This is a genomic window from Streptomyces sp. NBC_01788 (genome assembly GCF_035917575.1).
In the GTDB taxonomy this organism is placed as follows: domain Bacteria; phylum Actinomycetota; class Actinomycetes; order Streptomycetales; family Streptomycetaceae; genus Streptomyces.
In genome coordinates, this window is sequence record NZ_CP109090.1 from 6048948 (window position 1) to 6063415 (window position 14468).

Consider the following 14468-nt stretch of genomic DNA (forward strand, 5'->3'; position numbering starts at 1 on the left):
GTCAAGCTGGAACCTTGCCTGCGTAGCGTATCCAACGGTACACCGTTCGTGACAGTCGCAGGCCGGGCTCCGCGCCACGCCGTGGCTCGACTGACGATTCGATCTCCCCACCGGCCGAGGCCGGTGGCTCCCTCGAAAGGAATCTGATGGGATCCACTTCTGTCGAGAACACCGGTTCGGCAGGCGTCGGCCGCCGGGATCTGATCAAGCGGTCCGCCGCACTCGGTCTGATCAGCGTTCCTGCCATGAGCTTCCTGTCCGCGTGCGCCAGTGGTGGCGGTGGCGACAGCTCGGACAACAACACCAAGGGCAAGACGTCCAAGGACAACCCCTTCGGTGTGGAGAAGGGCAGCAAGCTCGACGTCGTCGTCTTCAAGGGCGGCTACGGCGACGACTACGCCAAGGCGTGGGAAACCTCCTTCCAGAAGAAGTGGGGCGTCACCAGCACGCACACGGGTACCCAGGAGATCACCGGAAAGCTCCAGCCGCGCTTCAACGGTGGTAACCCGCCGGACATCGTCGACGACTCCGGCGCCCAGAAGATCAACCTGGACGTGCTGTACAAGAACGGCCAACTCCTGGATCTTTCCGAGGTCCTTGACGCGCCGTCGGTCGACGACCCGAGCAGGAAGGTCCGCGACAACCTGATCACGGGCACCCTTGACCCGGGCCTGCAGGAGGGCAAGGTCGTCGCCCTCAACTACATCTACACCGTGTGGGGCCTGTGGTACTCCGGCAAGCTCTTCAAGGAGAAGGGCTGGGAGGAACCGAAGACCTGGGACGACTTCCTCGCGCTGTGCAAGGACGCCAAGGCGCAGGGCATCGGTGGTCTCGCCCACCAGGGCAAGTACCCGTACTACATCAACGTCGCCATCATGGACCTGATCGCCAAGAAGGGCGGCCTGGACGCCATGAAGGCGATCGACAACCTGGATCCGAAGGCGTTCGTCGGCAGCGACGCCGCCAAGGAGGCGATCGAGGCGATCTACGAGATCGTCGAAAAGGGCTACCTGATGCCGGGCACCAACGGCCTGACGCACACCGAGTCGCAGACCCGCTGGAACCAGTACAAGGCCGCCTTCATCACCTGCGGCTCCTGGCTGGAGAACGAGCAGCTCAAGCAGACCCCGTCGGACTTCGACATGAAATTCATGCCGATGCCGAACCTGCCCGACAGCAAGCTGCCCTTCGAGGCGATCCGGGCCGGCTCCGGCGAGCCCTTCATCATCCCGGCCAAGGCGGCGAACCTGCCCGCGGCCAAGGAGTTCATGCGGATGATGCTGTCGAAGGAGTGGTCGACGCTCTTCGCGCAGCAGGCCAACTCCCTCACCATCGTCAAGGACGGCGTCAACTCGGGCGTCCAGCTGCGTCCCGGCACCCAGTCCACCGTCGAGGTCAGCAAGGCTGCCGGCGACAACACCTTCAACTACCTGTACCCCAACTGGTACAGCCAGATGGACACCGACATTCAGAACGCGTCCAATGAGCTGATGGCCAAGCGCATCCAGCCGACAGAATGGCTCAAGCGGGCGCAGGCCGCCGTCGACAAGGCGGCCAAGGACCCTGCCTCCAAGAACAACCACCGCGACTGAGCACGTTCACCCGGCAGCAGCAGGAGCAGGATGTCATGCGAAAAGGGCAGTACCGATTCATCACGGGGTTTCTCCTCTTCCCCATGGCGCTGTATCTGATCTTCGTGATCTGGCCGTACATCCAGACATTCGGTTACTCCTTCACCGACTGGAAGGGCCAGTCCCCGACGTTCCGTTTCATCGGCCTGGACAACTACAAAGCACTCTTCCAGGACGATGTCTTCCTCGGAGCGATCTGGCACAACATCCTGCTCCTGCTCTTCGTTCCGGTCATCACCATCCTGCTCGCCCTGTTCTTCGCCTTCATGGTGAACGCGGGCGGGCGGGGTGGTGCCGGTGGTGTCCAGGGCGTGCGGGGATCGAAGTTCTACAAGATCGTCTACTTCTTTCCCCAGGTGCTCTCCCTCGCGATTCTCGCCGTTCTCTTCGGCGCCGTGTACCGCAGTGACACGGGCGGACTCCTCAACGGCGTACTGAACAAGATCGGACTGGTCGACTCCGACAGTCCCGTCGAATGGCTTAACAGTCCCAACCTGGTGCTGTGGTGCCTCATGATCGTGGTGATCTGGCACGGCGTCGGCTTCTACCTGGTGCTGTTCTCCGCCGCCATGCAGTCCATTCCGCGCGACATCTACGAGGCCGCGCTGCTGGACGGAGCCGGCCGCGCGCAGACCTTCTTCCGCGTCACGCTGCCGCTGCTGTGGGACTCCGTGCAGACCGCCTGGGTGTACCTCGGCATCGTCGCGATGGACATGTTCGTCCTCGTCTCCACGATGACGGCCGGCACCGGCTTCGGCGGCGGCCCCGACCACCACAGCGATGTCATGGCGACCGTCATGATGCGCAACTTCCTCTACTTCGGAAAGAGTGGCTACGCCTGCGCCATGGGCGTGGTCATGCTCCTGCTCACCCTGATCCTGTCCATCGTCACGCTGCGCGCTTCCCGCCGCGAGCGCATCGAGTACTGAGCGGGGCCCGTCATGACCACATCGAGTACACCCATCGCGAAGCCGACGACCCCCGCCGACGGCGTTCCGGGCCGGCGGTCCGGCAGGGGTGCGCCGCTGCGCCCGGGCGGCCGGCACACCGAGGGCGTGACCCTCAACGTCTTCTCGCACGGCTTCCTCGCCGTGTGGGCCGTGCTGATCGTCCTGCCGCTGCTGTGGCTGGTGCTCAGCTCCTTCAAGACCGATGCCCAGATCGGCGGTTCGGCGCTGAGCTGGCCCACGACCTGGGACTTCGACGTCTTCCGGCGCGCCTGGGAGAAGGGCATCGGGGACTACTTCCTGAACACCGTCATCGTGCTGGTGTTCTCCGTGCCGCTGACGATGCTGCTGGGCTCGATGGCCGCCTACGTCCTGGCGCGCTACGAGTTCCCCGGCAACCGGCTGATCTACTACTTCTTCGTCGGCGGGGCGATGTTCCCCGTGTTCCTGGCACTGGTGCCGCTGTTCTTCATGGTCAAGCGGCTCGACATGCTCAACTCGTACCAGGGCCTGATCCTGGTCTACATCGCGTACTCGATGCCGTTCACCGTCTTCTTCATGCATTCGTTCTTCCGCACGCTACCGACGGCCGTGCACGAGGCGGCGGTGATCGACGGGGCCTCGCACACCCGGGTGTTCTTCCAGGTGATGTTGCCGATGGCGAAGCCCGGTCTGTTGAGCGTGGGCATCTTCAACACCCTCGGCCAGTGGAACCAGTACATTCTGCCCTCGGTGCTGATGCAGCCGCAGAGCGGAGCCGATCCGGAGCGGTACATGCTGACGCAGGGGCTCATCCAGCTCCAACAGCAGCAGGGATACGCGACGGACCTGCCCGTTCTGTTCGCGGGCGTGACCATCGCGATGATCCCGATGCTGGCGGTGTACCTGTCCTTCCAGCGTCAGGTGCAGGCCGGGCTGACCTCGGCGACGCTGAAGTAGCGCTCCTGACTTTCCCCAGGGCGGCGGGCCCCCGCACAAACGCGGGGGCCCGCCGCGTGCGTGCGGGGGCGTGCGGGCTCGGGTCGTGCGCGGGCGCGTGGCACGGGCGCAGCTGTTTGTCCAAGGGGGCGGATACCGTTCAACCTCTTGACGGGAGGGGACCCGAACAGCTCAGCTTAGAGTTCACTAGTTGGACATGGACCGGGGCCTCGCTGATGCGGCCCCGCGCTCAGGAGGTCGTCGTGGAGACTCCAGGCTCGCAGTCATCGCTGCACCGAGCCAACCTGGAGCGGGTCGTACGTGCCGTGCGCCTTGCCGGATCACTCACGCAGGCGGAGATCGCGCGGACCACGGGCCTGTCCGCGGCGACGGTCTCCAATATCGTGCGCGAGCTGAAGGACGGCGGAACGGTCCAGGTCACGCCCACTTCCGCGGGCGGCCGCCGGGCCCGCAGCGTCTCCCTGAGCGGAGACGCCGGCATCGTGATCGGCGTGGACTTCGGGCACACCCACCTGCGGGTCGCGGTCGGCAACCTCGCCCACCAGGTGCTCGCCGAGGAGTCCGAGCCGCTGGACGTGGACGCCTCCTCGGCGCAGGGTTTCGACCGCGCGGAGGAACTGGTCAACCGCCTGATCGCGGCCACGGGCGTCGACCGTTCCAAGATCGCCGGCGTGGGTGTCGGCGTACCCGGCCCGATCGACGTGGAGTCCGGCACGCTGGGCTCCACGGCCATCCTGCCGGGCTGGACGGGCGTCAGGCCCGCCGAGGAGCTGCGGGGGCGCCTCGGAGTGCCGGTGCACGTGGACAACGACGCCAACCTCGGCGCTCTGGGCGAGTTGGTCTGGGGCAGCGGCCGGGGCGTGCGCGACCTGGCGTACATCAAGATCGCCAGCGGGGTCGGCGCCGGCCTGGTGATCAGCGGCAGGATCTACCGCGGCCCCGGCGGCACGGCGGGTGAGATCGGGCACATCACGCTCGACGAGTCCGGCCCGGTCTGCCGCTGCGGCAACCGCGGTTGCCTGGAGACCTTCACCGCCGCCGGGTACGTGCTCCCGCTGCTGCGGCCCAGTCACGGCACCGACCTGACCATGGAGGGCGTCGTACGGCTGGCGCGGGAGGGCGATCCGGGCTGCCGCCGGGTGATCGCCGACGTCGGCCGCCACATCGGCAGCGGGGTCGCCAACCTCTGCAACCTGCTCAACCCCAGCCGGGTGGTGCTCGGCGGGGACCTCGCCGAGGCCGGTGAGCTGGTGCTCGGCCCGATCAGGGGGTCGGTCGGGCGGTACGCCATCCCCAGTGCCGCGCGCCAACTCTCCGTGCTTCCCGGCGCGCTTGGCGGCCGCGCCGAAGTACTTGGCGCGCTGGCCCTCGCGTTGAGCGAGATGGGCGATTCAACCCTTTTGGACGGTACACTCAACGCGGCGACTCCTGCCTTCACTTAGAGAACGGATGGCACCGTTGCCATCTCGTTAAGGATTTACTTCTTGACGTCGCACGCGCAGCCGAGTTGACTTCCAGCCACCTCGGCCGCAACGACGCGGCCTCGTCAGGGAGGTTTGAAGAAGTGAACACGCGTATGCGTCGCGCGGCTTTCGCCGTTGCTGCTGGTGCCATGGCCGTCTCGCTCGCCGCCTGTGGCAGCGCCAAGGAGTCCGGTGGCTCCTCGAAGTCGACCGGCAGCGAGAAGAAGGGCGACAACATCACGGTCGGCCTGCTCCTGCCGGAGAACCAGACCGCTCGTTACGAGAAGTTCGACAAGCCGATCATCGAGAAGCAGATCGCGGAGCTGACGAACGGCAAGGGCAAGGTCGAGTACCTCAACGCCAAGGAGGACGCGACCCTCCAGGCGCAGCAGATCGACACGATGATCACCAAGAAGGTCGACGTGCTGATCCTGGACGCGGTCGACTACAAGGCCGTCGCCTCGGGCGTGAAGAGGGCCAAGGAGGCCGGCATCCCGGTCGTCGCCTACGACCGCCTCGCCGAGGGCCCGATCGCCGCCTACACCTCGTTCGACAACGAGGAGGTCGGCAAGGCTCAGGGCGAGGCCCTGCTGAAGGCCATGGGTGACAAGGCCAAGTCCGGCAAGATCGTCATGATGAACGGCGCCGTGACCGACCCGAACGCCGCGCAGTTCAAGAAGGGCGCCCACGCCGCCCTCGACGGCAAGGTGAACGTCGGCAAGGAGTACGACACCAAGCAGTGGAAGGCGGAGAACGCCAACGCCAACATGGAGGGTGCCATCTCCGCCCTCGGCAAGGACAAGATCGTCGGCGTCTACTCCGCCAACGACGGCATGGCGGGCGGCATCATCACCGCGCTCAAGGGCGCGGGCCTCAAGACGCTTCCCCCGGTCACCGGCCAGGACGCCGAACTCGCGGGCGTGCAGCGCATCGTGACCGGCGAGCAGTACATGAGCGTCTTCAAGTCGTACCCTCAGGAGGCCGAGACCGTCGCCAAGATGGCCGTCTCGATCGCCAAGACCGGCAAGCTCGACAGCTCGCTGACGACGAGCACCGTCGACAGCGGTACCGACAAGGGCGTCCCGGCGGTCATCGTCCCCGTCGTCTCGCTGACGAAGGACAACATCAAGGACACGGTCATCGACCAGGGTTACTACACCATCGGCGAGATCTGCACGGCCAAGTACAAGGCCGCCTGCGACAAGATCGGCCTGAAGTAACACCTCCGGGGCCGCCCGAGCGGCGGCCCCGCCGACCTGCACGGGACACCGCGTCCATCGAACACGCGGCCCCGTGTCGGCTCGTCCGGCGCCCTGCCGCCGACAGCCCCGCAGCACAACGGCGGGGCGCCGGACGGAACACCCCCCTCACTCCTCTTGTATCAACCTCCCGCCGGGGTCAGGCTCGGGCGGCGAAGGAGATGGTTCACGTGTCCGCTACGCCCGTGCTGGCGTTGCGCGGGGTCTCCAAGCGATTCGGTGCTGTCCAGGCGCTCACCGACGTAGAGCTTGAGGTCCACGCCGGAGAGGTCGTCGCCCTCGTCGGCGACAACGGCGCCGGAAAGTCCACCCTTGTCAAGACGATCGCCGGCGTGCACCCCATCGATGACGGTGTCATCGAGTGGGAGGGCAACCCCGTCACGGTCAACCGGCCGCACGACTCCCAGAACCTGGGCATCGCGACGGTCTACCAGGACCTGTCCCTGTGCGACAACATCGACGTCGTCGGCAACCTGTTCCTCGGCCGTGAGATCAAGCGCCGCGGTGTCCTGGACGAGGTCGAGATGGAGCGCCGCTCGCGCGATCTGCTCCAGACCCTGTCCATCCGCATCCCCAGCGTGCGCATCCCGATCGCCTCGCTCTCCGGCGGTCAGCGCCAGGTCGTGGCCATCGCCCGCTCCATGCTCGGCGAGCCCAAACTGGTCATCCTCGACGAGCCGACGGCCGCCCTCGGCGTCGAGCAGACCGCCCAGGTCCTCGACCTCGTCGAGCGGCTGCGTGAGCGCGGCCTCGCGGTCATCCTCATCAGCCACAACATGGCGGATGTGAAGGCCGTCGCCGACAAGGTCGCCGTCCTCCGGCTCGGCCGCAACAACGGCGTGTTCGAGGTCGGGACCACCTCGCAGGAAGAAATCATCTCCGCCATCACCGGTGCCACGGACAACGCCGTGACCCGTCGTGCGGCGCGCACCAACGCGGAGGCTCAGAAGTGAGCATCGACAAGTCCCAGGCCGCCCCCGCCGACGCCCCCGTGGACGCGCCCGCCGCCGCGGCCGACGCCGCCCCCGCCGTCGACCCCCGCCTGCTCGTGCGCGAGCAGGGATTCGCCGGCTACATCGGCGAGTTCAAGCGCAAGATGCGCGCCGGCGACCTAGGGGCCATCCCGGTCGTCATCGGCCTCATCGCCATCTGCGCGATCTTCCAGAGCCTCGACTCGGCCTTCCTGGGCGCGGAGAACCTCAACAACATCTTCGTCGCCATGGTGGCCACCGGCATGATGTCGGTCGGCATCATCTTCGTGCTGCTGCTCGGCGAGATCGACCTGTCGGTCGGCTCCGTCTCCGGTGTCTCCTCGGCGATCATGGCCGTGATGAGCATCACCCACGGCGTGAACGAGTGGCTCGCCGTCGTCACCGCCCTCGCGGCCGGCGCGGTCATCGGCGCCCTGCACGGCTTCTTCTTCGCCCGGATCGGTGCGCCCGCGTTCGCGGTGACCCTGGCCGGTCTGCTGTTCTGGAACGGCTTCATGCTCCAGATCCTGGGTTCCAACGGCACGATCAACATCGACGGCGACGGCGTGGTCGGCAAGCTCACCACGTACTACTTCTCGGACGTGGCCGCCGCCTACCTCCTGGCCGTCGTCGCGGTCGCCGGATACTTCCTGTCGGCCTTCCTCGGCAACCGCCGCCGCGAGGCCGCGGGCATCCCGTCCCGCCCGCTGAGCGACATAGTGCTGCGCACCGTGCTGCTCGCGGTCGCCGCGTTCGCCGTGGCGTTCATGTTCAACCAGTACAAGGGTCTTCCGCTCGCGGTGCTGCTCTTCGCGATCGTCCTGGTCGGCAGCGACTTCGTGTTGCGCCGCACCGCGTACGGCCGCAAGGTCTTCGCGCTCGGCGGCAGCGTCGAGGCATCCCGCCGCGCCGGTATCAACGTCACCGCGGTCCGTGTCTCGGTCTTCGCCGTCGCGGGCCTCTTCGCCTCGGTCGGCGGTCTCTTCTGGGCCTCCAAGATCGCGGCCGCCAACCAGAGCGCCGGCTCCGGCGACCTGCTGATGAACGTCATCGCCGCAGCCGTCATCGGCGGCACCAGCCTCTTCGGCGGCCGGGGCCGCACCTGGAACGCGCTGCTGGGTGTGCTCGTGATCACGTCGATCCAGTACGGCCTCGCCCTGCAGGGCATCGCCACCCCGATCCAGTACATGATCACCGGTGGTGTGCTTCTCGCCACGGTCGTCATCGACTCGGTCACCCGCAAGACGCAGAAGTCGGCCGGACGCGCCTGAGCGCCGCCCGCACCAGGACCGTGCCCGGCACCGACGACGGTGCCGGGCACGGCCGTGTCTGACAGTCCTTTCGCTGGGTACCGCCGTTCGCGTGACATACGACCCCCAGCCCGGACACCGGGCGCTCGAACGGAACATTAGACTCGACGAGCCCGGCAACAGCTCGATCAGCTCTACGCAAGGAGGCACGGGTGCCGCTGCTGACCCGCATCAGGGGACCGCGCGATCTGGACCGGCTCAGCCTGGAGGAGCTGGACCAGCTGGCGCAGGAGATCCGGACCTTCCTCGTCACCGAGGTCTCCAAGACCGGCGGCCACCTCGGCCCCAACCTGGGTGTGGTGGAGCTGACCATCGCCCTGCACCGCGTCTTCCAGTCGCCCAAGGACAAGGTGCTGTGGGACACCGGCCACCAGTCCTACGTGCACAAGCTGCTCACCGGCCGCCAGGACTTCTCCAAGCTGAAGATGAAGGGCGGCCTGTCCGGCTACCCCTCGCAGGCCGAGTCCGAGCACGACGTCATCGAGAACAGCCACGCCTCGACCGTGCTGGGCTGGGCCGACGGCATCGCCAAGGCCAACCAGCTCCTTGAGCGGGACAGCCACGTCGCCGCGGTCATCGGTGACGGCGCGCTGACCGGCGGCATGGCCTGGGAGGCGCTGAACAACATCGCCGACGCCAAGGACCGCCCGCTCGTCATCGTCGTCAACGACAACGAGCGCTCCTACGCCCCGACCATCGGCGGCCTCGCCAACCACCTGGCGACCCTGCGCACCACCGACGGCTACGAGCGCTTCCTGGCCCGCACCCGTGAGGTGCTCGAGCGCACCCCGGTCGTCGGCAGACCGCTGTACGAGACCCTGCACGGCGCCAAGAAGGGCCTGAAGGACTTCATCGCCCCGCAGGGCATGTTCGAGGACCTGGGCCTGAAGTACGTGGGCCCCATCGACGGCCACGACATCGAGGCCCTGGAGTCGGCGCTGGCCCGCGCCAAGCGGTTCGGCGGTCCCGTCATCGTGCACTGCCTCACCGAGAAGGGCCGCGGCTACCAGCCCGCCCTCCAGGACGAGGCCGACCGCTTCCACGCCGTGGGGAAGATCCACCCCGACACCGGGCTGCCGATCGCCACCTCCGGCGCCGACTGGACCTCCGTCTTCGGTGACGAGATGGTCAGGCTCGGCAAGGAGCGGAAGGACATCGTCGCCATCACCGCGGCCATGCTCCAGCCGGTCGGCCTGGACAAGTTCGCCAAGGCCTTCCCGGACCGGGTCTACGACGTCGGCATCGCCGAGCAGCACGGCGCCGTGTCCGCGGCCGGCCTCGCCCACGCCGGCGTGCATCCCGTCTTCGCCGTCTACGCCACCTTCCTCAACCGCGCCTTCGACCAGGTTCTGATGGACGTGGCCCTGCACAAGTGCGGGGTCACCTTCGTCCTGGACCGGGCCGGTGTCACCGGCACCGACGGCGCCTCCCACAACGGCATGTGGGACATGTCGATCCTTCAGGTCGTCCCGGGTCTGCGGCTGGCCGCCCCGCGCGACGCCGACCAGGTCCGCGCCCAGCTCCGCGAGGCCGTCGAGGTCGACGACGCGCCGACCGTGGTCCGCTTCTCCAAGGGCGCCGTCGGTCCCGCCGTACCCGCGGTGGGCCGCGTCGGCGGCATGGACGTACTGCGCGAGCCCGGCACCGAGACCCCGGACGTCCTGCTCGTCTCCGTCGGCGCCCTGGCCCCGATGTGTCTCGAGGTGGCCACGCTCCTCGACAAGCAGGGCATCACCACCACCGTCGTCGACCCGCGCTGGGTCAAGCCCGTCGACGATGCCATGGCGCCGCTCGCCGCGCGGCATCGCGTGGTCGTCACCGTCGAGGACAACTCCCGTGTCGGCGGTGTCGGCTCGGCGATCGCCCAGGCCCTGCGGGACGCGGGCGTGGACGTGCCGCTGCGCGACTTCGGCATTCCGCCGCGCTTCCTCGACCACGCCTCCCGCAACGAGGTGCTGGTGGAGATCGGACTGACCGCGCCGGACATCGCCCGTCAGGTCACGGGCCTGGTCTCCAAGCTGGACGGCCGGTTCGAGCGGCCGGAGGCCGAGACGGGGGTCGACGCGGCGGTGCAGTCCGCGCGCGACTGACCACCGGGACCTCCCCGACGCGGTACGGGCCGGTCGCTCCCCCTCTTACGGGTGGCGCGACCGGCCCGTCTGCGTGAACCTGCGAGTGCCGGGGCATACGCATCCCCAGCTCTCTCGATCATGCCGAGCAGTGGCGAGCCGGGTCGAGGACGACAAGCAGGGGAGGTCACGCCGTGAGCAGCACGCTCTTTCGGACCAAGAACGTCGAGCAGTCGATCCAGGACACCGAGGAACCCGAGCACGCGCTCAGAAAATCCCTGTCCGCCCTCGATCTGACGGTCTTCGGCGTCGGCGTCATCATCGGCACCGGCATCTTCGTCCTCACCGGCACGGCGGCCAGGAACACCGCCGGCCCCGCCGTCTCGCTGTCCTTCGTCGTCGCCGGTGTGGTCTGCGCGCTCGCCGCGCTGTGCTACGCGGAGTTCGCCTCCACGGTCCCGGTGGCCGGCTCCGCCTACACCTTCTCCTACGCCTCGCTCGGCGAGTTCCCCGCCTGGATCATCGGCTGGGACCTGGTCCTCGAACTCGCGCTCGGCACGGCGGTGGTCGCCGTCGGATGGTCCGGCTACATCCACTCGCTGCTCGACAACGCGGGCTGGCACCTGCCCGAATACCTCAGCGGGCGTGACACGGCGTCCGGCTTCGGCTTCGACATCCTCGCCGCCCTCCTGGTCCTGGTCATCACCGTCATCCTCGTACTCGGCATGAAGCTCTCCGCGCGGGTCACCTCGGTCGTCGTGGCCATCAAGGTGGCCGTCGTGCTCGTGGTGATCATCGCGGGCGCCTTCTTCATCAAGGGCGGCAACTACGACCCGTTCATCCCGAGTCCGCAGCCGGTGCCCGCGGGCGGCAACCTCAAGGCACCCCTCATCCAGCTGATGTTCGGCTGGGCGCCCTCGAACTTCGGCGTCATGGGCATCTTCACGGCCGCGTCCGTCGTCTTCTTCGCCTTCATCGGCTTCGACGTGGTCGCCACGGCGGCCGAGGAGACCCGCAATCCGCAGCGCGACGTGCCGCGCGGCATCCTCGGCTCGCTGATCATCTGCACCGTCCTGTACGTCGCCGTGTCGATCGTCGTCACCGGGATGCAGAAGTACAGCGCGCTGTCCATCGACGCGCCGCTCGCCGACGCCTTCAAGTCCACCGGGCATCCGTGGTACTCGGGCCTGATCAGCTTCGGCGCGGCCATCGGCCTGACCACCGTGTGCATGATCCTGCTCCTGGGCCAGGCGCGGGTCTTCTTCGCGATGAGCCGGGACGGACTGCTGCCCCGCTTCTTCTCGCACACCCACCCGCGGTTCCGCACCCCGTACCGGCCGACCATCCTGCTCGGCGTGATCATCGCCGTCGTCGCGGGGTTCACCAGCCTGAGCGAACTGGCCGAACTCGTGAACATCGGCACCCTGTTCGCGTTCATCGTCGTCGCGATCAGCGTGATCATCCTGCGCAACACCCGGCCCGACCTGCCCCGCGCCTTCCGCACCCCCTGGGTCCCGGTGATCCCGGTCCTCTCCGTCTGCGCCTGCCTCTGGCTGATGGTCAACCTCCCCGCCGAGACCTGGCTCCGCTTCGCCATCTGGATGGTCGTCGGATTCGTCGTGTACTTCCTCTACGGCCGCAAGCACAGCAGGCTCGCCGAACGCCAGGCACAGGAGCGCCGCACGGCGGGCGGCGGCACCTCCTAGGGTCTTTCGTTGCCGGACGGGCCCGGGTTCCTCGCCGACGAGGAACCCGGGCCCGTTTTCTGTGGGCGCGAGAACAACCGGAGTTCATCTTCCCGACAACCGTTGACTATGGACATCCCTGTACCTACGATCTCGCTTGTCCATGGTTGTCCATACACAAAGCGGTGCGCCCATGAAGATCGCGGTTGTCGGAAGTTATGGAGCCGGCCTCACCATGCGGGTCCCCAAGGCCCCCGCCGCCGGTGAGACCGTCTCGGGCGGGGTGTTCGATCCCGGCCCCGGCGGCAAGGGCAGCAACCAGGCCATCGCCGCCGCCCGGCTGGGGGCCGAGGTCTCGCTGCTGACCGCCGTGGGCGACGACGACTTCGGCCGCTCCGCACGCGAGTTGTGGCAGCGCGAAGGGGTCGGCGCCGAGCATGTGCTGACCGCCGGGGCCCCCACGATGGTCGGCTTCATCCTGGTCGAACCGTCCGGGGAGAACCGCATCGCCATCGCACCGGGCGCCCTGGACGAACTGGACGCCGCTGCCGTCGAACCCTTCCGCGCCGAGATCGCCTCCGCCGACATCCTGGTCGTGTCGATGGAGATCCCCGAGGAGGCCGTGGCCGCCGCGCTCCGTCTGGGCCGTGAGACCGGTACGCGGACCCTGCTGAACCCCGCGCCCGCCCGTCCGCTTCCCGACGAGTGCTGGCCGCTCATCGACGTGATCACGCCGAACCAGACGGAGGCGCCCGTCCTCCTCGGCCTCGACGAGGGTCACGGGCTCAGCGACGAGGAACTGGTCCACGCCCTGCGGGAACGCACCGGGGGCGCCGCCGTCCTCACCCGGGGTGGCGAGGGCGCCCTGATCGCCCAGGCCTCCGGGGTGACCGCGGTGCCACCGCACCCGGCCGGGACGGTCGTCGACACCACGGGCGCCGGCGACTCCTTCACCGCCGCCCTCGCCGTCGCCCTCGCCGAAGGGCAGCCCCTCGACCGGGCGGCCCGGTTCGCCGCCGCCGCGGGCGCCCACACCGTGACGATCGCGGGCGTCGTCCCCGCCCTGCCCACCCGAGACCAGCTGAACGCCCGGATTGGAAGAACCCCGTGACCTCGACGACCTCGAAACCCCCGACCGCCGCGGCGCCGTCGGCCACCGGACCGGCACGACAGGCCCCGCTCGCGTTGCGCAGGCTGCTGCACGCACGCGAGGCCGGCGTCTTCGCCGCGCTCGTCCTGCTCTTCCTGCTGGGCACCGTGCTCTCGCCGACCTTCGCCCAGTCCGACAACCTGCTCTCGGTGGGGCAGCAGATCGCGCAGATCGGCATCATGGCCGTCGGTGCGACCTTCGTGATCCTCAACGGCGAGATCGACCTCTCGGTCGGCTCGACCTACGCCCTGTCCGCGATCTCCACCGGCCTGCTCATCTCGGACGGCTGGAGCTGGCCCGCGGCGATGCTCGTCGGACTGGCCGTGGGCGCCCTGGCCGGACTGCTCAACGGGCTGGCGGTGGTGGTCCTCGGCGTGCCGTCCTTCATCGTCACCCTCGGCACGCTCAGCGTCTTCCGCGGTATCGCCCTGCTCATCTCCGACGGGGCCCCGATCTCCCTGAGTTCCTCCCGGCCCGGGGTCGCGGAGTTCAACCTCCTCGGCCAGGGACGGCTCTTCGGGGTGGTCCCGATGCAGTTCGTCTTCTTCGCCGCCGTCGCCGCCCTCGGCGTGGTGCTGCTGTCCCGCTCCCGTTTCGGCTTCAACACCTACGCGGTCGGCGGCAACCAGGAGGCCGCCCGCCTCGTCGGCGTCAACGTCAAGCGGGTCAAGCTCACCGCGTTCGTCCTGTCCGGTTTCACCGCCGGCCTCGCCGGCGTACTCGGCCTGTCCTTCCTCTCCTATGTGCAGGGCGTGACCGGCCAGGGGCTGGAACTCACCGTCATCTCCGCCGTCATCATCGGCGGCGCGGCCCTCTTCGGCGGCTCCGGCACCATGTGGGGCACCGTCATCGGCGTCGCCTTCATCGGCCTGCTCCAGAACATCCTGAACATCAAGGGCATCTCCTCCTTCTGGCAGACCGTGGTCACCGGTCTCGTCATCGTCGCCGCCGTCGCGGCCGACACCTGGCAGCGCAAGCGCAAGACCCGCGCCTGACCGCCGCCCGCTTCCCACCTCACGCAGACGCAGACTCACGGACACGACA

The 14468-nt window shown here is 68.2% G+C and carries 11 protein-coding genes; all 11 read left to right on the forward strand.

The genetic code is table 11. The features are described 5' to 3' along the window. Nucleotides 1-146 precede the first annotated feature (146 nt). Nucleotides 147-1592 (forward strand): N-acetylglucosamine/diacetylchitobiose ABC transporter substrate-binding protein, encoded by a 1446-nt coding sequence (gene ngcE / locus OIE49_RS27320; protein ID WP_326804566.1) that lies wholly within the window; start codon nucleotides 147-149, stop codon nucleotides 1590-1592. A 35-nt stretch (nucleotides 1593-1627) separates the two neighbouring features. Beyond that, a complete protein-coding gene (locus OIE49_RS27325; RefSeq protein WP_326804567.1) occupies nucleotides 1628-2560 on the forward strand; it encodes a carbohydrate ABC transporter permease in 933 nt (310 codons plus the stop codon). A gap of 12 nt (nucleotides 2561-2572) precedes the next feature. Continuing rightward, nucleotides 2573-3517, forward strand: coding sequence for a carbohydrate ABC transporter permease (locus OIE49_RS27330; protein ID WP_326804568.1), 945 nt, complete (start codon nucleotides 2573-2575; stop codon nucleotides 3515-3517). A 242-nt stretch (nucleotides 3518-3759) separates the two neighbouring features. Beyond that, complete coding sequence (locus tag OIE49_RS27335; RefSeq protein WP_326804569.1) at nucleotides 3760-4959, forward strand: ROK family transcriptional regulator; 1200 nt, start codon at nucleotides 3760-3762, stop codon at nucleotides 4957-4959. Nucleotides 4960-5081: 122 nt separating this feature from the next. Beyond that, nucleotides 5082-6200 (forward strand): sugar ABC transporter substrate-binding protein, encoded by a 1119-nt coding sequence (locus OIE49_RS27340; protein WP_326804570.1) that lies wholly within the window; start codon nucleotides 5082-5084, stop codon nucleotides 6198-6200. Nucleotides 6201-6400: 200 nt separating this feature from the next. Beyond that, the gene (locus OIE49_RS27345; protein ID WP_326804571.1) at nucleotides 6401-7192 is read left to right on the forward strand and encodes an ATP-binding cassette domain-containing protein; all 792 of its coding nucleotides are present in this window, start codon (nucleotides 6401-6403) and stop codon (nucleotides 7190-7192) included. Further along, on the forward strand, nucleotides 7189-8481 hold the full coding sequence (locus tag OIE49_RS27350) for a sugar ABC transporter permease (protein ID WP_326804572.1): 1293 nt from the start codon (nucleotides 7189-7191) through the stop codon (nucleotides 8479-8481). Before OIE49_RS27345 ends, OIE49_RS27350 begins: the two co-directional genes overlap by 4 nt. Nucleotides 8482-8672: 191 nt before the next feature. Beyond that, nucleotides 8673-10610 (forward strand): 1-deoxy-D-xylulose-5-phosphate synthase, encoded by a 1938-nt coding sequence (dxs, locus tag OIE49_RS27355; RefSeq protein ID WP_326804573.1) that lies wholly within the window; start codon nucleotides 8673-8675, stop codon nucleotides 10608-10610. Between the two features lie 173 nt (nucleotides 10611-10783). After that, nucleotides 10784-12295, forward strand: a complete 1512-nt coding sequence (locus OIE49_RS27360) for an amino acid permease (protein ID WP_326804574.1) — start codon at nucleotides 10784-10786, stop codon at nucleotides 12293-12295. 172 nt (nucleotides 12296-12467) lie between these two features. Next, nucleotides 12468-13385, forward strand: coding sequence for a ribokinase (locus OIE49_RS27365; RefSeq protein ID WP_326804575.1), 918 nt, complete (start codon nucleotides 12468-12470; stop codon nucleotides 13383-13385). Further along, complete coding sequence (locus tag OIE49_RS27370) at nucleotides 13382-14419, forward strand: ABC transporter permease (RefSeq protein ID WP_326804576.1); 1038 nt, start codon at nucleotides 13382-13384, stop codon at nucleotides 14417-14419. The genes OIE49_RS27365 and OIE49_RS27370 overlap by 4 nt, the downstream gene beginning before the upstream one ends. The last annotated feature ends 49 nt before the right edge of the window (nucleotides 14420-14468 follow it).

Bases quoted from the DNA above. Each gene is read 5' to 3' on its own strand.
- OIE49_RS27345 (WP_326804571.1), top strand. From the start codon at position 6,401: ATGGTTCACGTGTCCGCTACGCCCGTGCTGGCGTTGCGCGGGGTCTCC.
- OIE49_RS27325 (WP_326804567.1), top strand. From the start codon at position 1,628: ATGCGAAAAGGGCAGTACCGATTCATCACGGGGTTTCTCCTCTTCCCC.
- ngcE (WP_326804566.1), top strand. From the start codon at position 147: ATGGGATCCACTTCTGTCGAGAACACCGGTTCGGCAGGCGTCGGCCGC.
- OIE49_RS27365 (WP_326804575.1), top strand. From the start codon at position 12,468: ATGAAGATCGCGGTTGTCGGAAGTTATGGAGCCGGCCTCACCATGCGG.
- OIE49_RS27330 (WP_326804568.1), top strand. From the start codon at position 2,573: ATGACCACATCGAGTACACCCATCGCGAAGCCGACGACCCCCGCCGAC.